The organism is Pseudomonas mandelii (assembly GCF_900106065.1).
Taxonomy (GTDB): Bacteria; Pseudomonadota; Gammaproteobacteria; order Pseudomonadales; family Pseudomonadaceae; genus Aquipseudomonas; species Aquipseudomonas mandelii.
Window position 1 is genome coordinate 1,487,303 of sequence record NZ_LT629796.1, and the last position, 21,386, is coordinate 1,508,688.

14 protein-coding genes are annotated in these 21,386 nt (G+C 60.2%); 8 read left to right on the forward strand and 6 right to left on the reverse strand.

All coding sequences use genetic code 11. The features are described from left to right. Positions 1-28 precede the first annotated feature (28 nt). The 6 genes from BLU63_RS06815 to BLU63_RS06840 form a co-directional block, all read right to left on the reverse strand. Entirely contained in the window at positions 29-7,069 is a 7,041-nt protein-coding gene (locus tag BLU63_RS06815) for a TcdA/TcdB pore-forming domain-containing protein (RefSeq protein ID WP_159454566.1), read from the reverse strand. Positions 7,070-7,578: 509 nt separating this feature from the next. Further along, positions 7,579-9,282 carry a precorrin-3B C(17)-methyltransferase gene (gene cobJ / locus BLU63_RS06820; protein ID WP_083375144.1) on the reverse strand — a complete coding sequence of 568 codons (1,704 nt, stop codon included), beginning with the start codon at positions 9,280-9,282 and terminating at the stop codon, positions 7,579-7,581. Continuing rightward, entirely contained in the window at positions 9,282-10,013 is a 732-nt protein-coding gene (locus BLU63_RS06825; protein ID WP_010463910.1) for a precorrin-2 C(20)-methyltransferase, read from the reverse strand. The genes cobJ and BLU63_RS06825 overlap by 1 nt, the downstream gene beginning before the upstream one ends. Next, positions 10,013-10,639: a precorrin-8X methylmutase gene (locus BLU63_RS06830; protein WP_083375145.1), complete on the reverse strand. Its 627-nt coding sequence runs from the start codon at positions 10,637-10,639 to the stop codon at positions 10,013-10,015. The genes BLU63_RS06825 and BLU63_RS06830 overlap by 1 nt, the downstream gene beginning before the upstream one ends. Next, positions 10,632-11,939, reverse strand: a complete 1,308-nt coding sequence (gene cobG, locus BLU63_RS06835; RefSeq protein WP_083375146.1) for a precorrin-3B synthase — start codon at positions 11,937-11,939, stop codon at positions 10,632-10,634. Before cobG ends, BLU63_RS06830 begins: the two co-directional genes overlap by 8 nt. Before the next feature lie 163 nt (positions 11,940-12,102). After that, positions 12,103-12,774: a hypothetical protein gene (locus BLU63_RS06840; RefSeq protein WP_083375147.1), complete on the reverse strand. Its 672-nt coding sequence runs from the start codon at positions 12,772-12,774 to the stop codon at positions 12,103-12,105. Between the two features lie 241 nt (positions 12,775-13,015). On the opposite strand from BLU63_RS06840, the gene cbiE reads away from it, so the two are divergent. The 8 genes from cbiE (at position 13,016) to BLU63_RS06880 (ending at position 21,354) form a co-directional block, all read left to right on the forward strand. Next, complete coding sequence (gene cbiE / locus BLU63_RS06845) at positions 13,016-14,227, forward strand: precorrin-6y C5,15-methyltransferase (decarboxylating) subunit CbiE (protein WP_083375148.1); 1,212 nt, start codon at positions 13,016-13,018, stop codon at positions 14,225-14,227. Further along, a complete protein-coding gene (locus BLU63_RS06850; RefSeq protein WP_083375149.1) occupies positions 14,220-15,317 on the forward strand; it encodes a cobalt-precorrin-5B (C(1))-methyltransferase in 1,098 nt (365 codons plus the stop codon). Before cbiE ends, BLU63_RS06850 begins: the two co-directional genes overlap by 8 nt. Next, the gene (locus BLU63_RS06855) at positions 15,314-16,048 is read left to right on the forward strand and encodes a cobalt-precorrin-6A reductase (RefSeq protein WP_083375150.1); all 735 of its coding nucleotides are present in this window, start codon (positions 15,314-15,316) and stop codon (positions 16,046-16,048) included. The genes BLU63_RS06850 and BLU63_RS06855 overlap by 4 nt, the downstream gene beginning before the upstream one ends. A 196-nt stretch (positions 16,049-16,244) precedes the next feature. Further along, positions 16,245-16,643: a DUF2946 domain-containing protein gene (locus tag BLU63_RS06860; RefSeq protein WP_083375151.1), complete on the forward strand. Its 399-nt coding sequence runs from the start codon at positions 16,245-16,247 to the stop codon at positions 16,641-16,643. Positions 16,644-16,691: 48 nt separating this feature from the next. Further along, positions 16,692-17,171 (forward strand): copper chaperone PCu(A)C, encoded by a 480-nt coding sequence (locus BLU63_RS06865; RefSeq protein ID WP_077748960.1) that lies wholly within the window; start codon positions 16,692-16,694, stop codon positions 17,169-17,171. Positions 17,172-17,192: 21 nt separating this feature from the next. Continuing rightward, positions 17,193-17,642, forward strand: a complete 450-nt coding sequence (locus BLU63_RS06870; protein ID WP_083375152.1) for a DUF2946 domain-containing protein — start codon at positions 17,193-17,195, stop codon at positions 17,640-17,642. An 84-nt stretch (positions 17,643-17,726) separates the two neighbouring features. Continuing rightward, a complete protein-coding gene (locus BLU63_RS06875; RefSeq protein WP_083375153.1) occupies positions 17,727-19,844 on the forward strand; it encodes a TonB-dependent copper receptor in 2,118 nt (705 codons plus the stop codon). A gap of 130 nt (positions 19,845-19,974) precedes the next feature. After that, complete coding sequence (locus BLU63_RS06880; protein WP_083375154.1) at positions 19,975-21,354, forward strand: PepSY-associated TM helix domain-containing protein; 1,380 nt, start codon at positions 19,975-19,977, stop codon at positions 21,352-21,354. The last annotated feature ends 32 nt before the right edge of the window (positions 21,355-21,386 follow it).

The following is a 21,386-nucleotide window of genomic DNA, read 5'->3' on the forward strand; positions in this document are numbered from 1 at the left end:
CGGAACCCGGATCTCCACCCTCGGTTTTTTAGACCGAGCTCAACTTCTCGACGAGCACTTTTAACTCAAGGCTGCTTTCCCCAAGATCGAACATCGTTTGCCACAGTTCATGGACGCTGACCTCAAGCGTATTGCCAAGAACTTGCACACTCAGGTTCAGCGACTGGGCCAATGCCCACTCCTCAGATTGTGCCGAACGAAAAACCAGGCTGCTGCCGTTGTCGGGGTCGGTGAGCAGCAGATGGTTGTCTGCCCGATCGACACGCCAGTCATCCTGCGCTCCGGTCGCCAGAATCAGCCGCGAGGGTATGGCGTCAATGTCCGGCCAGTCAGTGCAATCGACCACGATGCAATCGAGGTGCTGCCAGGCGGTCTCCGACACGTGGTAAATCGACCCCGTTTCAGCGCCTCCCAGAATCAATGAACTGACACCGTCGGGCACCAGAGCCAGCAGGTCTTTTACCTCTCCCGCGATCTCCAGCGTCATGACATCCCCCTCTCGACTGGCCTTGTTCGCCGCCACCCACACAACCTCTTTTGTATTGCGGTTGAAGATCACGCCGTCCACCGGATCAAACAACAGCGGAACACTCCCTTGTTTCGTCCCGAGGAAGTTTGCCCACTGCCCATCCGCTCTGCCGTTAACCTCAAAGACACGATTGAGTTCGGGTACGTAATACGCGTAACGGTTGGTCGAGTGGCCAATCGGCAAAAAAGGCGCATGAGCCTGACCGGACACTAAATCGTTCAGGCGTTTTGTCAGCGCTTCAGGCGACTCCCTGTAACGATAAGACCAGGCATTCTCGACACTGATGATTCGGGCCGGCTCACCTTCAATCAGTTCGAAATTGACCCCGTCCCGAGTGCGGCCCCGCAAACCGGTGCCGTAAGGCAGCACGTCAGAAAATGCCCAGGTTCCCCAGACCTTTTCTGGTCGTGGCAGCGCGTCGGCATTGATCAGCCGCCTGCCACTGCCGAACGCGCGGCTCAGCTGCTCAGGCTCGATAAACGCCTGACGATAAAGGTGGCCGCTGCTCAGGCCAAGTAACCAGGCGTGCTTGCCATCACGAGTGACGGACAACAGACGGCAACCTTTTTCAGCCATCAGGTCGGTTACCAACAGCTTGTTGTTCAGGTAGCGCGCGTAGACAGGCACCTGGCCGGTGACGTCCGATAATCCGGAAAGCGAAATCAGCGAAACCGCATGCTCCTTGCCAAGGGCCTCCAGATCGCTCATCCACAATGGATGGGCATCCAGCCAATCCCCCGTCACGCCGCTAAGGAAAAAGCTCGCGTCCTGACGAACGTCAAACATCAGCCCGGACTCATTGACAACCAGGTACCCGCCGTCGCTGATCCTGAGCTTGACGCTGCCTGGCAATGGCACCCGTTGTGCCTCATCGCCGGTAAAGGGTTGGTGATAGAGGTTTTGACTGTGTGCGTCGTGAAACAGGAACGCTGCAGCATCAGGATCATTCGGTGGCAGCAAGCTTATCTGGGGCAGCGCCGAGGCGGTTTCGCTGACGGGCAAGTGCGGGGTCAGGAGTTGGTGGCTCTGCCCGTTGATCCATCTCGGCAGCGACGGCTTGTCGAGGTCGCCGGACGTTACCGTCACAAAGGACGCAGGCCTCCAGGACGTTTGCCGTTCGGCGTCGGCGCCCTCAGCAACAACCGCAATATCAACCTGCTGTAACAGGGCAATGACGTCCTTCAAGGTATCGAAATAGTCAGGTGGTTCGCTCGATACCGAAACCAACGAGATTTCCTCGCCGTGAATCAGATAAATCACCACGTAACGCTGGGTCTTGCTCAGGCGTACCCGCTGAGTGACTTGAACAACGCCAGCGCCCCGATCAAGGCAGCCAATGATCTGCGCCTCTTCACTTCCACGATTGAAAACGCTGTAGCGCCAAGTAGTCAAACCTGTGACGGCATTGACGCGCCATATCAGGGGTTGATCCGGGTGATAGAAGTAAGCGTGATCGTCTTGCACTGCCGCCAGTTGAAGTTTCTCGCTGACCGGACCCAGGAATTGACGGCCATAAACGAACCGTTCCTTTGCCACTTCGTACCAACCGGCGGTGTATTGCGGCTTTTCTGGATTGCCAAAAGGCAGCAGAAACTTGCCCGCAGGAATTAAGGCATTGCCCATGCGCTGCTGCCGGTGAAGCACCTTCAAACGGTCAAGCTCCGCCTGCGAGTAATGTCCGTCGGCCGCTTGAAGTGACGCCAGGTACAGTTGCCGATGTTCGCGGTCAACACGGTAGGTTTCGAGGTTTTTTGTTCGAACATATACGTCGATGTCGGCCTCGATGCTCAGCTCGATACCGTCGATGTTCAACCCCGCCGCGCCGACACTGATGTGTTGTGGCGTGATCCAGTCGGCGATCAACACCCAGCTCACGCTTCCGTCACCGGGAAGTGCGCTGAGGTGGACCGACACGAGTCCTGGTTTAAGTGCGAGGGAGTAAGCCCCCCTCAGCGTGTCGATGCGGTAAGAAACCCTGCCCCGCATCTCTCGCGGTAATTCAGGAACGTACAGCGCCCGGGTTTCATTTCCAACGCGCACGGTAATGCTCGTGGGCTCATAGACAGGATTGAGTTTGTACAGGATGTGCGGGAAAGGTCTGGCGTGGGTAAAGAAAAAGCCTTCCTCCCTGGCTTCAAGTTCACGCAACACGTCATATTGCGGATACATCTTACGAGGCAGGAAGCTCGAGCCGCCGACAACGTTCAGGAGCAGGTCGCTCCACTCAAAGACCTGCGGATCGGAACCCAGTTGATATTCGTAGCCGTAATAACATTTTGGAGTACCCGGAAGCAGCAAGGCCGATTCTGCCGGCACAGCGTTAAATCGACCATGAACACGCGGGCCAGGAATCGCGACCTGTTTTGGCAGCCCCATGCTTTCTCGAACGACAATAGCGTTCTGTTTGTTCCCATCGGGCCGTGGGAGCCCCGAGCCACCCAGCGAGCGAAAGAGCCCCTGGCTGCCGAACACGATGACCCCTTCGCGAAGATCAAGCGTGTCCACCACCGACTCGGGCATGATCGATACGACCCCTTGCTTGACCGAGAAAGCCTGCGGGCTGTACGCCGTTTTGAACCGGGTAAACAATTCGGCAACTTTCTCTGCCTTGTCCATGATTTGCCCGAGATTGCCGGCAATCGCCGTGACGCCGATTCCGATGCCAAGCAACGGCACCGACAGAAAACCTGCGACCGCACCCGCCGTCCCGCCGACTACCAGCGCAACGCCGTCGAGCACAAGCGCACTGACATCGAACAGCAGTTGAGTGCCGAAACGCGCTTGCTGCTCGTGGTTTTCGGCGTTGTAGAACTCGTAAATATCAAAACCGATATTGACCACGCCCAATACCTGCCCCAACCCCGGGCCAGCGATTCGCGCCAGGAGTCGCCCGCCCGCCGAAGCGGTCCTGACCGCTATCGCTCGCTCGGCGTTCACCAGCTGTCGAACCAGGTTCGCCATTTGCAGCGTGTCGAGGCCGATACCGTGGACTAACTGTGCATGGCCCAGGTAGCCATGAAGGCGAACGGCGACGGCCAGGTTCGATTCTGTTCCAGGCTGCGCCAGTTGATCGCGGTTTCGAAGTTCGGTGATCAACGCCTGGAAACCAAACGCAAAACTCAGCCGGCTCCCCTCGGAAACATCCGTTGGATCAACAGGTTTATGTCCATCGTTGCTGCCGGCCAGGTACTCGATACTCGTGTCCAGGAACGACTTGATTCGCCCGAGAAACAGTTCGTTGGTTTTCACCACGCGGATCTGTTGCGTTTTGATGTCCATGAACGACAGTGCGTAACCGTCATCCGGTTGAGCCTGCAGGGTTGCGAACACGGGGACGTACTCGCTCCCGAGTCCGTTCGCCGATCTCACCCGGTTTGTCACCTGATCGATTTTGCTCGCCCAGACGCTGGCATCCCGTTCGGAAAGACCCCGTCCCAATCGCGCATTTTCAGACAGCGCGCGTGAGCGTAATTGGGCGTGATGGGACCAGGGTGCGATGCTTTTTCCTGAGCTCAAGGATTCATTGCCCAACAGCTTCGACACTGGCAGTTCCGACGGTAAGTGCTTGCTGGCGAGGCGATCGCCGTCCAGCTCGATCACATTGAAGGGCGAGCGATCCGTCGACTCGATCGCATACTGCCTGGCCAGGTCGGACGTGTTGAACAGGGCCTTCATCCCAAGCTTGAGGTGGTCTATCCGATCGAAACCAAAGACACCGAAATTGGGATCGTAGAAAGACCAGCTACTGTGTTCGGCCGTCCCGGTCCTGGCCACCATCATTGAATGGTTTTCGGTATTGAGCATCAACGTGCAAGGTGCAGGTTTAGCCGCCAACACCTCAAAGATGCCATCGAAACTCAACGGGCCGAGCTTGTCGCCAAAATCAGCCTGGGGTATGGCGCGCAATTCGTCGAGCGCCTGAAGAAATGCATGGGTATCACTTTCACCGGGCGAGAAATGCGCATTGGCCAGTCTGCCGCTGAGTGCCTGTACCGCATCGCGGCCCTGATGAGTCGCCGCCGCCATCAGCAGCGCCAGTGGATAACAGCGTCTTCCGGGGTCGCCATCGCCCCTGACCAGCAACCCCTGAGGCATTAACTTGGCCATTGACGCGCCCGCCTCCAGGAGCGTTTTACGCACCGAGGCACTGCGCTGGAGAATGTATCGGCGTAGCTCGTAGTCCGTCTGGTGCCTGATGCGAGCCACGCTCTCGCCCCATTGACGAAGCGTCAACGAATTCTCGAATGAAAGAATCTTGAGTACCTGAGCGCTCTCCGTGGAGGGGTCAACTGGCGTTTTGACGGCGGCAAACGCCGTTTCGAACTCGGGACTTTTGAGCGAAAGCAACACCTGCTCGATAGACATGTACCGCTCGGATATACCCCGGTCGGCCGTACTTTCCGCGAGCGCGCCGAGCTGCTGCCAGGCGTCGGCGAAACCGGTTTCGTCCAGCGTCGATGCGCCGAAAAGGCCACCGAGCACCACCCGATGTACCGGACTCAACTGATCGAGCGGCAGAGTCCCATGACCGATGCGAACGATCATTTCATTCAGATTGCCAATCGGATAGAAACCATGGGAAACCGGTAGCTCGGCTACAGGCTGGTTCAGAATCCTTTGCCGGTCATCAAAGTCCAGGGAAAAAGGTTTAGCGAAATTCAACTCACCGCTGAGCTTTTCGTTCATCGCACGGATGAAGGGCTCCCCCAACTCATCCATCCAGCGCTGCAGGATGGCGGTCAACAAAACCGGGCGCCCTTCCATGATCGGCCAGCCTTTTTCGAAGCTGATGGTGCGCCCTTTCAACAGCTCGGAAAAAGTCCCCTGATAGCGTGTTTGTAATTTGCCGTCGGCCCAGTTTGCTTGTTCTTTTTGCAGCCATTCTTGCGGTGTAGCGTTGATCGTCCAGCCAGAAACCTTCTCTTCTTCGGTGGCCACGTTGTAGCCATCCGACAATTTCAATCGGTCTCGTATTTCGTTTTTCCCATCAATCAGGAGATGCTTTTCCACATACTCCTCAAGCCCTGTAATCGCCGCTCCAGGCCCGGTCAAATCAATGGTCCCACGGGATTCATAACGAATACCGTCACTGTAGTAAGCGCCAATGGCGCTAACCAGCTTGCCTAAATACCCTCGGCGCGTTTTCGACAGTCCAGGCACCTCGGCAATCTTTTCATTCACCATCGCCACGAGAATATCTTGTACGGCTGCACTGTCGCTCCAGTCCACAGCCGTCGCGTTCAATCGAGACTCAAACTCTGACAGGAAGTCGTAGTTGAACCTGATCAACTCGATAATCGCCTGGGTCGAGCCAGCGCCGGCATGCGCAACGATATGAGAGTTCATTTCACTGTTGATCTGGATGGCCATGCGAATACCGTCCGTGGGCGTTTGACTATTGCCCGGCGCAGAAAATATGTCGGAGGGCCCCGGACGCTGCAGTGCAAACTCGTTTAATGCTGTCCTGTGCTGTTCAGGAATACTCATTGTGCGGTCAGGGTATCGACTGGGGTCGCGCCCTGGCATCAGCGATTCGTTGTTATTGAGCAGGAGTTGTAATACGCCAATTCGCGCACTTTCATCGAACGCCGTAATATCGACTCCGCCCAATACGTTTTTCAGTTGCGGCAAGTAATCCACATCACTGTAGCGACCGCCCTCCAGTGCTTCGACCTGCAGGCGAACCACATCGCTGGCCGCAGCAAAGTTGCCTCGCCCTGCCACTTCGCGCTCATAGACATCCCATAACAAGTGTTCTTTGAAGACCTCACGCACGTCGCGTAACCGCAGATGTTGATCAACCATGGCCAAGTGGCTGTCCAGGCATTTTTGTCTGAACGCAATGAGGGTGGCTTCGTCCTTGCCATAGGCGCGAACCATCAGATCAATACGCGCTTCATCCGCCTTTCCGGCCCAGCGCTCCTGCCTGAGGTGAGCCGACATTTGCATTTTCAGCACCCGGGCTCGATGTTCGATCATCCGGGCCAGCTCCACAGGCGTGGCGATAGTGGCTCCCCCTGACTCCATGGCATGCGCCCTGGCACTTTCCAGGATCACTCGATTCATCTCGAAGGCCAGTACTGCATCACTGTCGTACCAGAGGTTGAACGTATGGCCTTCCTTGACCATGACCGCCTTCCATATATTGATGTAGTCTCGCTGAATAGCGCCAACCGCGCTCCCGCCGACCCAAACGAAGTGCATTATTTTCGGCACTTCGGGCGCAACCGGATTCAACATTCGCACGGTCTGGACCAGCCGGTTTGTATAGTTTTCAAGCCGCGCAGAGAGGTCGGCCAACGCGGCGGAAATCGGTCCGGCGTGCTGGCCAATCAGTGAGTCGAGCGTCTCTTTGAGCAATAACAATGGCGCCATCTGGTCAGCCCATGGCTGATCTTTTGCGCACGCTGAGTAATAGCCAACCAGCGCTTCATACTCCGGCGCGGCGCGAAACTCGTTCGAGAGTGCTTGAATATCATCGAGTCTGAAATACTGAAGAAACGACTTACCCGCCGTGTTTGATCCCTGATATTGATTCATCACATCCATGCCCTTATAACAAACTTGAAATACACGTAGCCCACAGCGTCGCGCACACGCCATCCGTCGATGTTTGCGAACCTGAACTGATATTTAAAACCAGCGCCGAAAGCACTGGCATTGCTAATACGCTAACCACAGAAACAGCAGGCAAAAAACTGCCCAAGCTGCCCACCCAAAAAATACTATGCGATAAAAATAACAACCTCAATCCAACAACAGCGCAATTAATTAATTACACTTAAGCCGGACAAACAAGTGTAACTTTTATCTTTGTCGGAAACGGTTACTAACACACTGCGCACAGCCGCGAATCAAACGGCCTGCGTCGGTTGTATCAGAACATGAAACGCGGATATTGAATTGTCTGAGGCACTCGCACGCACTTTCCGGGTGAGCCCAGTTAAAGTACGGCGGGCATCAAGGAATCTTTCGGTCGATGCGCGGTGAAAAATCTTACGCACTGGAAGGGGGGCGGAACTGCGGCCAGCACCGCTGGCCGCCAAGACTTACCCGACTGGCTTGTCGCCGTACCAACGAGGCGTATACACCCACTGGCCACCCTCGGCACGCGGAAACACGCAGGTGGTGGAAGAGCCGACCAGCACCATGGTGCGCATGTCGACCTGATCGGGGGTCAGATCACCCAGCGTGGTGACACGCAATGTCTGGCCTGGACGACCAATGTCCCGCCCCAACACCACCGGCGTTTCAGCGGTGCGGTGCTGCGCGACAATCTCCAGTGCCCGACCCAGTTGCCAAGGACGCGACCGCGAGATCGGGTTGTAGAACGCCAGCGCCAGGTCGGCCTGAGACGCCAGGTCCAGCCGCTTCTCGATGATTGCCCAAGGCTTGAGGTTGTCCGACAGGGACATCACGCAGAAGTCGTGCCCCAATGGCGCGCCGGCCTGGGCGGCCGTTGCCAGGGATGCGGAGACGCCTGGAAGAATCTCCAGATCGACGTTGTGCCAACCTGGCTCACTCGACTCGTGCAGCGCTTCGAGCACGGCGGCCGCCATGGCGAATACGCCCGGATCTCCCGACGAAACCACCACCACCGACCGCCCTTGGGCCGCCAGTTCAAAGGCGTGGCGAGCGCGCTGCATTTCTTCGCGGTTGTCGGTGCAATGCAGCACTTGATCGGCGCGAAATGGCCCGGCCATGCGCACGTAGGTTTCATAACCCAGCACGTCATTGGCGCGCGCCAGTTCATCCTTCACCGCCGGCACCATCAGTTCGGCGGCGCCAGGGCCCAGGCCGATCACGGCCAGACGACCGCGCGCACGCCCGATCTGTGCAACCTCCAGTGGCTGACTGGCCACCGCGATCGCGATGCCGGTATCCGCCGCCACGACGGTAGCGTTCGGCGCGGTGTCGCGGGCCAGCTCGCTGACGCCGCCGCTGACCGAGGCAAACCGCAGCGGCACACCCAGCTCAAGCGCCGCGTCGCGTAACGCAGGGTTGGCCATGTGCAGATCGCTGGCCAGCAGGCACGCCAGCGATTGCACGGCGATGTTTGCCTGATGCAGCGCCCCGCGAATCGCGTTCGGCAGATCCGCCACCTCGGCGTTCACCGCCACCAGCACACTGCGCGGGTAGATCAACAATTCATTGGCCGCCGGCGTGCGCTCGGCACTGCCGACATGAATCGACAACGGCGCCTGCGGATCTTCCGGCAGCTGCGCTTGCGCCAGCCACGGCGCGGTGCCTTCGATGCGCACACTTTGGCCGGCGAGCAGATCCGAGACAAAACGTTTGCCCAGTTCCAGATCGCCGAGGGCGTAGCCGCTGGGTGGATTGAGCAGGCAGGTGCCGAAGCGCAGTTCACCGCTGGTGGTGATCGCCGCCGCCACCTCAAGACCGGCAGCAATCTCCCGCGCCATGACGTTCACGCCACCGAGGCCACCCAGCAGCGGCACCACGGCACTGCCGTCTTCGGCCACGGCCAGCACGGGCGGCTCGGCGCCCTTCTCCAGCAGTAACGGCGCCAGGGTGCGGATCACGATCCCGGCCGCGCACAAGGCAATGATCGGCGTGTCCTGCTGATAGAACTCGCGCACGGTCGCGCCAAACTCGTGATAGACACGGTCCGCGCCTTCAACCCGCCCGGCCAGGCCATGAATCAAGGCGCCGGGGTAGACCTGCTGGAGCTTGCGTGCGGTCGCGAGGCTGCCATTGCCAAGAATGACAATCGCCGGAACTGGACGGGCCATCAACCTTGCCACCGTTCGCCGGGAACGATGATCAACGAGAAGTACGGCGAGGACATCGGCTCGACCTGATCCAGCGGCACGATCTTCTGATTGGCCATGGTCGCGCGCTCGACGTACAGCGCCCGCTCCGCCAGCCCCAGTTCTTCGAGCACCTGACGAACCTTGGGAAAGTTGCGTCCCAGCTTCATGATCACCGCCGCATCGGCATCGGCCAGGCGACGCTTGAGGTCCTCGTGCGGCAATACGCCCGAGAGCACCGACAGGCTCTGATTGCGATACACCAACGGCGCGCCCAGCACCGAAGCGCCGCCGAGCATGGAGCACACACCCGGCACCACTTCGGCTTCGTACCGTTCAGCCAGACGATCGTGCAAGTACATGTAGGAGCCGTAGAAGAACGGATCACCTTCGCAGATCACCGCCACGTCGCGACCGGCATCCAGATGCGCGGCGAGTTCTTCGCCCGCCGCATCGTAGAAATCGCTGATCACTTGCTCATAAGACAGCGGCGCCGGCAACGCTTCAGTGGTCACCGGATACACCAGCGGCAGCAGCGTTTGTGCGTCCTGCAAATGCGCTTCGATGATGCCGAAGGCGTTGCCCTTTTTACCCTTGGCGACGAAGTACGCCACCACGGGCGACTCGCGCAGCAAGCGCAGGGCTTTGACGGTAATCAGCTCCGGGTCACCGGGGCCGACGCCCAGGCCGATCAAGCGTCCAGGCTGCTGCATCATTCGATCTCCGTGGCGAGGGCATTGACGGCGGCGGCGGCCATGGCGCTGCCGCCCAGCCGGCCTTGCATGATGACAAACGGCACGCCGCGACTGTCGGCCGCCAGCGCTGCCTTGGATTCGGCAGCGCCGACGAAGCCGACCGGAAAGCCGAGGATCAGCGCCGGCTTGGGGGCGCCGGCATCGAGCATTTCCAACAAATAGAACAGCGCGGTCGGGGCGTTGCCGATCACCACCACGCTGCCTTCCAGATGCGGACGCCACAGCTCCAGGGCGGCGGCGGACCGGGTGTTGCCCAACTCTCGGGCCAACGCTGGGACGCTTTCATCTCGCAGGGTGCAAATCACTTCGTTGTTGGCCGGCAACCGCGTGCGGGTCACGCCTTCGCTGACCATCCGTGCATCGCACAGGATCGGCGCACCGGCGGCGAGCGCCTCACGCCCGGCCTTGCCCGCGCCTTGCGAAAATTGCAGGCCGTCGATGGCGTCGACCATGCCGCAGGCGTGGATCACCCGCACCGCGAGTTTTTCCAGATCGGCCGGGATTCGCCCGAGGTTGGCCTCGGCACGAATGATCGCGAAGGAGTTGCGATAGATCTCCTGACCGTCGCGGATGTAATCAAGCATCTAAGGGGCTCCGTGAGCGGGCGTCGAGCAAGGCCGCGACCGCTTCAATAGTAAGATTGCGTGCGTGCAGCGCGCCGAAACCCGGCTGCGCTGCATCGCGAAAATAGAGGTCGTAATGACCGGAAGAAACCGCCAGCAACGTGACCGGCGCGATGTGCGCCGCCGCGCAGGAACGCGGGCAGCCGGACAGGTGCACGTTCAGCGTCTGGCCGTGACGTTGCAACAGCGTCGCCAGTTGCCGGGCATCGCCCTTGGTGTCAGCCAGGCCTTTGCCGCAGCCGGTCGAGCCGGTGCAGGCGATGAGATGCGCCAGGGCATCGTCGGCCGAGCAGCGCAGGCCGAGGTGTTCAAGGTTGTGGATAACGTGAGGCGCCTTGCTGCCATGGACGCCGGGCACCAAGAGGCTTTGCCAGGGCGTGAAACGCAGCGTGCCGTCGCCCTGTTCGCGGGCCAGTTGTGCAGCGCCTCGGAGCATCGCTGGGTTGAGGCGGCCCAGCGGCGGCACTGCGCCGATGTAGACACGACCGGCATCACGCTGTGGATGAGCGCCGATGTGCAACGCATCTGGATTTGCCTCGCGCCGCCACGCCTCGATGGGCATCAACGGCACTCGCTCGGCGAGACGCACGAGAAACACGTCGAGCGAACATTCGGCGAGCAGGTGTCGCATGCGAGTCTGCTCGGGGCGCGCCAGCTCCAGAAACAGCTCCAGCACCGCAACTACCAGCGCATGCCCCTGCTCCAGCGACACCGCGCCTGCGGGCAGGTCGACAAGGCAACCCGCCAGGCCGAACACAAACACTCGCTCACCGCCTCGTTCAGCAGCGGACAACCAAAGATCATGCGAGTGTTCGAGCATTGCCAGCCCTTCGCCGCCATCCAGTTGCACCGCAAACTTGGCGCTGAGGTCGTGAAAGCGTTCATCGCTTTGCAGCGTGGCGAGGATCTGTTCAGCCAGCGGGCGCGTATCGATCAGCATCTGCCGATCAATGCCGGCGCCGGGGCTGAGCATCAGATTGCGCACGTCATCGCCCGCCGCGCTGGTCGGGCCGAGTCCGGCCGCCATCAGGCTGTCGATCAAGGCAGCGTGCTCACTGCCGATCCCGCGAATCTGCAGGTTGGCGCGGTTGGTTGCCTCGATCACTCCGCCGGCGAAATGCTCGGCCGCATTCGCCACCGCTTCGGCCTGAGCCGCGCTGATCGAACCGCCATTCAACTTGATCCGGCAGATGCCGCCGTCCAGTGCCTGGACGATACGCAACAACCCCGGACAGGCCGAGGGGCGTAAAGCGGTGGACATCGGGCGTTCGTTCAAGGGATGGACCGGCTGGCTGGCAGCGCCGTGGTGGGCGAAAGGTCGCCATTATGCCTGCTTTGCCCGAGCGCATGAAAATGCCTGCCGGTCGGAATTCGTGTTTCAGGCCATCCGAAAGCGTAACGAACTCCCCCGTCCCTTGGGCGGTTTACAGCTCATAGTCCTCGAAGTTGAATTTAATGCCTGCCAGCGCCTCTTCCACGCTGGATCGACGAGCGTCCATCACCCGCCGTGAGATCACTACCTTTCGAGCCAGGACATCCAGCTGATTCATGACTTGCGATATATCCCAAAAAAGGTATTCGGTATTCATGCTTGACTTGATGAACCTGATATTACTGACTACTAACTCCATATCCCCATTTGCGTTGTAGCTAATCGGCATTATCTTAAAGTCGAAGGCCTTCCCACTCACCCCCTTGACCTTCTTTAACAGTTCAACGTCTTTTTCCAGTGCAGCAAGTCCCAGATTCACCCCTTCCACCTGGTCACGGCTGAGAATAGGAGAAGCCAGCTTCGACCAGACCTGCCGCACACTTCCATAAAACTGTGTTTGAACATGCTCAATCGGCGGATGATCACGATTCCAGCCATGCGACCACAGTACATCAGCGTAATAATCGATCCAGCGCCCGGGCCGGATTGCGCTGTTGTATGTATTGTCCGCTTGCCGCTGTGCCAGATAAGTACAATTCAATGCGAAACGATAATCCTCGCGCGACTGTCCTTGAACACCGGTCAGCAAGATATCCCCCACCAGGGCTGCATTATGTTTCACATCATCCGTTATCACAGTCATATCCATATCCATTAACGCCATAAAGGCGACTATCCATCCAACTTAAAAAGTAGTTACTCGAAAACAAATCAAGCATGCCTTACAGCAAATTTTAAACTTGACCCAAAAACAAAAATAACAAAACCAACCCAACACCCAACAAGTTTTCAACCACATAAGTTTTCAAAAAAACGCCGTCTGCTCCGACAATGGAGCAGCGCCAGATAACAGAAGCCGCGTTATCATGCCGCCCTTGAACATGAACCCTGGATTAAGGAACGGCATGGCACCCTGGCTAACGGTTGTGGGAATCGGTGAAGACGGCTTCAAGGGCCTGGGCAAGAATGCCCGGCGCGCCCTGTTGGGCGCCTCGCGAATCTTCGGCGGCCAGCGGCAACTGAATTTGTTGCCAGCGTGCATTCGTGGCGAGCGGCAGTTGTGGCCCAGTCCGTTTTCCCTTGACCCCGTTCTGGCGCTGCGTGGCGAACCGGTCTGCGTGCTGGCCAGCGGTGATCCGATGTTCTTCGGCGTCGGCGCCAGCCTGGCCCGGCAAGTGCCTGACGCTGAAATGCTGATCCAGCCCGCGCCCTCCTCCTGTTCACTCGCGGCGGCGCGAATGGGCTGGCCCTTGCAGGAGGTGGTGACGCTTTCGTTGGTAGCCCGGCCCCTCGCCGCACTGAACGCGCAGTTGTTCAGCGGCGTGCGTTTGCTGGTGCTGAGCAACGATGGCCAAAGCCCGGCCGCCGTTGCGGCATTGTTGCGTGAACGCGGTTTCGGTCCGAGCCGTCTCAGCGTGCTGGAACATTTGGGCGGCGCAAACGAACGGCGCATCGATGGGGTGGCCAATGACTGGAACGATCCAGCGGTCGCCGATCTGAACCTGATCGCCATCGAATGCATCGCCGCGCCGGACACCCCGCGGCTCTCACGACTGGCCGGCCTACCAGACTCGGCCTTCCAGCACGACGGTCAACTGACCAAACGCGACGTCCGCGCGATCACCCTTGCGCGCCTGGCCCCGGTACCCGGCGAACTGCTGTGGGATGTCGGCGCCGGCAGCGGCTCGATCGGCATCGAATGGATGCGCGCCCACCCCAGTTGCCGCACGCTGGCCATCGAATCCGATGAAGGTCGGCAGCTGTTGATCGAACACAATCGCGATGCCCTCGGCGTGCCCGGTCTGCAATTGATTCGCGGCAGTGCGCCGCAGGCCCTGGCCGGGCTCGAACTCCCGGATGCGATTTTTATCGGTGGCGGGGTCACCCGTGAAGGTGTGCTCGACACCTGCTGGGCGCAACTCAAACCCGGTGGCCGATTGATCGCCAACGCCGTCACGTTGCAAAGCGAAGTCACCCTGATGACCTGGCGCGAACGCCACGGCGGCGAGCTGACCCGCATTCACGTTGCCCAGGCCCAGCCGCTGGGGGAGTTCGACACCTGGCGTCAGGCGCTGCCGATTACCTTGCTGGACGTGACGAAGCCCCTCGATGCGTGACGAAACCGCCGAACAACCCGCCCCGCTGCGCAGCGGCCTGACCACGGGCAGTTGCGCCACCGCGACCAGTCTGGCAGCGGCCCGTTTGTTATTGGGAGGGATGAGCGCTGACGCCGTGGAGATCGTGCTGCCCAAGGGCAAGCAGGTGCGGATGCGCCTGGAATTCTGCCGCCTGATCGACGACGGCGCCGAAGCCGGGACGATCAAGGATGCCGGGGATGACCCCGACGTGACCCATGGCGCGTTGCTGTATTCCCAGGTGCGACTGCGCGACGAGCCGGGTATCCGTTTCAGCGCCGGGCGTGGCGTCGGCACGGTCACCCGGCCGGGGCTGGTGCTGGGCGTCGGCGAGCCGGCAATCAACCCGGTGCCGCGCAAAATGATCACCGAGCACCTGACGTTGTTGGCCGAAGAACTCGGCTATGGCGGCGGTTTCGAGGTCACGGTCAGCGTCGAGGACGGCGAGGCGCTGGCCTTGAAAACCATGAACCCACGACTGGGCATTCTGGGCGGGTTGTCGATCCTCGGCACCAGCGGCATCGTCCGGCCGTTTTCCTGTGCGGCTTACATCGCCTCGATCCACCAGGGCATCGATGTGGCCAAAACCAACGGTTACCTGCACATCGCCGCCTGTACCGGCAACGCCAGCGAGGACACCATGCGCCGCGTCTACGACCTGCCGGAAATCGCCCTGATCGAAATGGGCGACTTCGTCGGCGCCGTGCTCAAACACTTGCGCAAAGTGCCGGTGGATAAACTCAGCCTGTGCGGCGGCTTCGGCAAGATCAGCAAACTGGCGGCCGGGCACATGGATTTGCACAGCCGGCATTCCAGCATCGACCTGCCGCAACTGGCCGAATGGGCCGCCACAATGGGCGCCGACAAGGCGCTGCAGCAAGGCATTCGCGACGCCAATACCAGCCAGCAAGCCTTGGCGATGGCCAGCGCGGCGGGCATCGCCCTTGGAGATGCGGTGTGTCAGCACGCGTTGGACTTCGCCCGCAGCGTGGTGCCGGCGCAGGTTCAGGTTGAAGTCTTTGCCATCGATCGCCAGGGCGGAATTGTCGGCCATGCAGGTGCTTTTCAATGAAGCGTATTTTGCTGCTGGGCGGCGTGACCGAAGCCTTGGCCATCGCCCGCACGCTGGGGCCGGAACACATCTATAGCCTGGCCGGTGTCGGTCGCGTGCCGACGGACCTGACCTGCCAGGTGCGCGTTGGCGGCTACGGCGGTGCCGAAGGCCTGGCGCAGTTCATTCGCGATGAAGGGATCGATCTGCTGCTGGACGCGACCCACCCCTACGCTGCACAAATCAGCCACAACGCCAAGGCCGCCGCGCAGCTGAGCGGCATTGCATGCTGGGCGTTACGCCGCCCTGCCTGGCAGCCACAGGCCGGGGACGACTGGCGCGACGTCAGCGATTGGGCCGAACTGATCGAAGCCCTGAAACCCTTCCGCCGACCGCTGTTCACCCTCGGCCGCGAACCGTTGCAGCACCTGCACGAAATTCCGCTGGAGCAATTCTGGACCTTGCGCGCCCTGGACGCTTACCCGGGCAACGAACGCTGCGAAGTCATCGGCGCGCGCGGGCCGTTTCTGATCGAGGATGAACGGGAGCTGTTTGAACGTCGGCAGATTGATGTGCTGATCAGCAAGAACAGCGGCAGCACCGCGACCGAACCGAAACTGGAAGTGGCGCGGGAGCGTGGGGTGCCGGTGATTGTGTTGCAGCGGCCGGTGTTGCCGGGGGTGGATCGGGAGTTTGGATCGGTGAGTGAGTTGTTTGCTGCACTGGCGGAATGCAATCTGCCGGACGCCTAAGTAATTGTGGCGAGGGAGCTTGCTCCCTCGCCATAGGGTTGTATGCCGAACGCAATTCATCCGGCATTTCGAATCAGAGCCACTACTCTCTTTTGAAAGTGCACTGCGACACCACACCGCACGCCGCTTTTTTACTTATCGGCCCTGATCAGGCTAAATAGCCGCGACTGATCGCCCACCCAACGGATTTTGTCCCATGTCCCGACAACGGCTAGCAATTGCCTGGATCGCCTGCTTCGCAGTGCTGTTCAACATGCTCGCCATGCCGATGACCGGAGCCATGGCGCAGTCGGCGAAATCACCCGCCGAGCAATTGTTGTGGGGCAGTTTCTGTACGTCCAGCGGCACGAAGATGGTGGCGATTTCCCTGGGCGACCTTGATCAAAAAGCCCCGCAGAACGACGACCATTCCAACATGCAGCATTGCTGGTGCTGTTCCGGCTCCGCGCCGTTGGTGGCGTTGCCGGGGCATGCGCCACAACTGTATTTCGCTCGTTTCGAAGCCAATCGAAGCGTGCCTGCCACCGCTCTCGACACCCCCACCCCGCGCCAGCAATGGCCGAGCCTCAACCCCCGCGCGTCCCCTCTGGTGTGATTCCTTCTCGCAATTGAACTGCGTCTTGAATCGCTCTGGAGAACTGCCATGTTGAACAAACTCATCGTTCTGGCTGCGTTGCTGCTGCCTGCCTGCTTTGCCAATGCCCACGAATACAAGGTCGGCGAACTGCAGATCGCTCATCCGTGGTCCCAGGAGTTGCCGCCCAACGCGCCAACCGTAGCGGCCTATTTTGTTATTCAGAACACCGGAAAAGCCGCCGACCGCCTGCTCAGCGTCGACTCGCCGATTGCCGGTGAAGCGCAATTGCATGAGCACATCATGCAAAACGACCTGATGAAAATGCAGCAAGTGCCGAGCGTCGAGATTCCTGCCGGTGGCAACGTCACGTTTGCGCCAATGGCCTATCACGTGATGCTGGTGAATCTGAAAGACCGCAACCTGCTGAGCGACGGCAAGCGTTTCCCGCTGACCCTGCACTTCGAAAAATCCGGTGACGTGACGGTCGAAGTCGCGGTGCAGAAGAAGCCACCAGAAGTCATGCAGATGCACACCCACGCCCAGTAAATCACTGAGCTGAACATACCCATGCGCCCGCTTAGCGCCAGGTCATCCGCACACCGTCGTCAGTCGTCAAGCCTGACGCACGGCAGCTGGATCAGCCTGTTCGCCATGCTGATGATCTTTATCGGCCCGCTGATTTCTCAGTCGATGCCGATGGATCAACGCGCCTCGTCGATGTCGATGAGCATGTCGATGGACATGAGCATGGACATGTCGGCCATGGAGCACGCCAACCACGGCGCGCAACCCGCCGCCGAGCACTGCCCGCCCAAAACCTCGCACCACGCGCTCTGGGAAAAATGCGGCTATTGCAGCCTGCTGTTCAATTGCCCGGCGCTGACCGGCGGCCAGACCTTCGTCGCGTTCGACACACCAACAGCCACCACCTTCACCACTCCCTCCCCTCGCCTGGGCCATGCCCAGTACACCGTCTTCCCCGGCGCCCGAACCCGCGCCCCACCCATCGTCGCGTAAACACGCACCTCTGATTTCACACGGTTTTGCAGACAGCCACAGGCTGTCCGCCGTGTCGTTTACGACTGCTCGATGGAAATTGTCATGTCCAGGTTTGCTGCTGACACACGCTTGAGCCCTGCCCAAGCTTCTTTTGCCCCGAACGAATCGAGTATTCGTTTCAGGCACGCCACCGCCGTCCTTTGCAGCGCATTGCTGACATCCACGGTGCTGGCCAACGAACACGCGGGCCACGGTGAAGAACTGAGCCCGACGGTGATCACCGCCATTGCCCCGAGTTCGCCGCTGACCATCGTCACCAACCCCAAGGACCCGCGCCAACCCGTTCCGGCCAGCGACGGTGGCGACTACCTGAAAACCATCCCCGGCTTCGCCCTGGTACGCAACGGCGGCACCAACGGTGATCCGGTGCTGCGCGGCATGTTCGGTTCGCGACTGAACATCCTCACCAACGGCGGCCAATTGCTCGGCGCCTGCCCCGGCCGGATGGACGCGCCCACCTCCTACATCTCGCCGGAAACCTACGACAAACTCACCGTCATCAAAGGTCCGCAAACCGTACTGTGGGGACCGGGCGCATCGGCGGGCACGATCTTGTTCGAGCGTGAACCGGAAAGCTTCGGCGAACTCGGTACCCGCGTGAACGCCAGCGTGTTGGCCGGCTCCAACGGCCGTTTTGACAAAGTGGTGGACGCCGCTGCCGGCGGGCCGCTGGGCTACGTGCGCGTGATCGGCAACACCGCGCACGCCGACGACTACAAGGACGGCAACAACGACACCGTGCCGTCGCGCTACGACAAGTGGAACGGCGATGTGGCGCTCGGCTGGACGCCGGACGCCGACACGCTGCTGGAGCTGACCGCCGGCAAAGGCGATGGCGAGGCCCGTTACGCCGGGCGCGGCATGGACGGCTCGCAGTTCAAGCGTGAAAGCCTGGGCCTGCGGTTCGAAAAATCGAACATCGGCGAGGTGCTGGACAAGGTCGAAGCGCAGATCTACTACAACTACGCCGACCACGTGATGGACAACTACACGCTGCGCACGCCATCGGGCACCGGGATGATGGCCGGCCCAATGGCTTCCAACGTCGACCGCCGCACCCTCGGCGCGAGGATCAAGGCGACTTGGCGCTGGGCCGATGTGCAGTTGATCAGCGGCATCGATGCGCAGACCAACGAGCATCGCCAACGCGGCAGCATGGGCGTCGATACCTACAAGGACCTGCCGTATACCAAGGACGCCGACTTCCATAACTATGGCGTGTTCAGCGAACTGACCTGGTACGCCGCCGACCGTGACCGGTTGATTACTGGTGCACGCCTGGACCGTGCATCGGCCAAGGATTACCGGCAGACCACCGGTTCCGGGATGATGACTCGCCCCAACCCGACCGCCGACGAAACCCGCGCCGACACATTGCCAAGCGGCTTCCTGCGCTACGAGCATGACCTCGCCGACAGCCCGACCACGCTCTACGCCGGCCTCGGTCACACCCAGCGTTTCCCCGATTACTGGGAACTGTTTTCGCCCAAGTCCGGCCCCGCCGGATCGGTGAATGCCTTCGATTCGATCAAGCCTGAAAAAACCACCCAGCTCGATTTCGGCCTGCAATACAAGACCGAGGACCTCGAAGCCTGGGCCTCGGGTTATGTCGGCCAGGTGCGCGATTACATCTTGTTCAACTACACCCCGACCATGATGGGCACCACCTCCCAGGCGCAGAACATCGACGCGCGAATCATGGGCGGCGAACTCGGCGCGGCCTACCAGCTGACCAGCAACTGGAAGGCCGACGCGACCCTGGCCTACGCCTGGGGCAAGAACAGCAGCGATGGCAACGCATTGCCGCAAATGCCGCCGCTGGACGCGCGTTTCGGCCTGACCTACAGCGAAGACAACTGGAGTGCCGGTGCCCTGTGGCGAGTGGTCGCGGCGCAAAACCGCATCGACCAGAACAAGGGCAACGTGGTCGGCAAGGACTTCGACAAGACCTCCGGCTTTGGCGTGTTCTCGCTCAATGGCGCCTACCGTATCAACAAAAACTGGAAGGTCAGCAGTGGCGTCGACAACCTGTTCGGCAAGGCTTACGCCGAGCATTTGAACCTGGCCGGCAACGCCGGTTTTGGCTATCCGGCTAATGACCCGCAGGCCATCAAAGAACCGGGGCGAACGCTCTGGACCAAGGTGGACATGAGCTTCTAAGAGTATCGCGGGCAAGCCCGCTCCCACATGGACAGTGGAGAACCTGTGGGAGCGAGCCTGCTCGCGATCGGTTGCGCAGCAACCGCAAAACAAACAACTAAAAGAACCATGCCAAAGCGGAGCACACGTGATGAAACAGCCCAAAGTAAATTTCTACAACCTGGCCTGGCGCTGGCATTTCTATGCCGGTCTGTTCGTCGCGCCATTCATGGTGATGCTGGCCTTGACCGGCGTCATCTACCTGTTCAAGCCGCAACTCGATCCGATGATGTACGGCAGCCTGATGAACGTACCGGCCGGGCATCACAGCGTCCCGGCCGATGACCTGCTCAAACGGGTGAAACAAGCGTACCCACACGCCACGATCAAACAGTACCTGCCGCCGGTCAACGCCGAGCGCAGCGCTCAGTTTGTCGTGATCAATGGCGGTAGCGAACTCAACGTATTCGTCGATCCCTATCAGGGCGACATCCTCGGCGAGCAAGACGCCAAGAAGAATCTGCAAGCGGTGGCGCGAGCGATTCATGGTGAATTGATGATCGGCACCGTCGGTGATCGATTGGTCGAACTGGCTGCTGGCTGGGGCGTGGTGTTGGTGGTTTCCGGCGTGTTCCTGTGGTGGCCGCGTGGCCAGGCGGCCGGTATTTTGTGGCCGCGCCTGACCAGTCGCGGTCGGGTGCTGTGGCGTGATTTGCATGCTGTGACCGGGTTCTGGGGCGCATCGTTGCTGCTGGTGATGCTGCTCAGCGGCATGACCTGGACCGGGTTCTGGGGCCAGAAATATGCGCAGGTGTGGAACGTGTTTCCGGCGGCAATGTGGGACAACGTGCCCAAATCCGATGTCGAGGCCCGCAGCCTCAACACTGCCACTCGCCAGACCGTGCCATGGGCGATGGAAAACACGCCGATGCCGATGTCCGGCGACCACGCCGAACACATGGCCCACGATGGCGCCAAAGCCGGCCCCGCCGCACCGACCATCAGCCTGCAAGACGTGCAGAACATCGCCGTGCAACGCAAGGTCGAGCCTGGTTACAGCATCACCTTCCCGACCACCGACACCGGCGTGTTCACCATCGCCGTGTTCGCGGACGACCCGCGCAATGACGCCACTTTGCATGTCGACCAGTACACCGGCGATGTCCTCGCCGACGTGCGCTACGAGCAATACGGGACCGTCGCCCGCGCAACGGAAATCGGCGTGATGTTGCATGAAGGCAAGATGTTTGGCGTGTTCAACCAGATCGTCGTGCTGCTGATCTGCCTGATGATTTTGCTCAGCGCGGTGAGCGGCGTGGTGATCTGGTGGAAACGTCGTCCACAAGGCAAGTTCGGTGTTCCACCGCTGCGCCACGACCTGCCGAGATGGAAAACTGCGATGGTCATCATGTTCGCTCTGGCCGTGGCGTTTCCGTTGGTGGGGGCTTCGCTGGTGATGGTGTGGGTGCTGGATCGCGTGCTGTTTTCGCGATTCACCCGGCAAACTGAATCGGCCTCACCTTCTTCATGAAGCAGGCGAGATGCGCGATTTAGACGAATCTG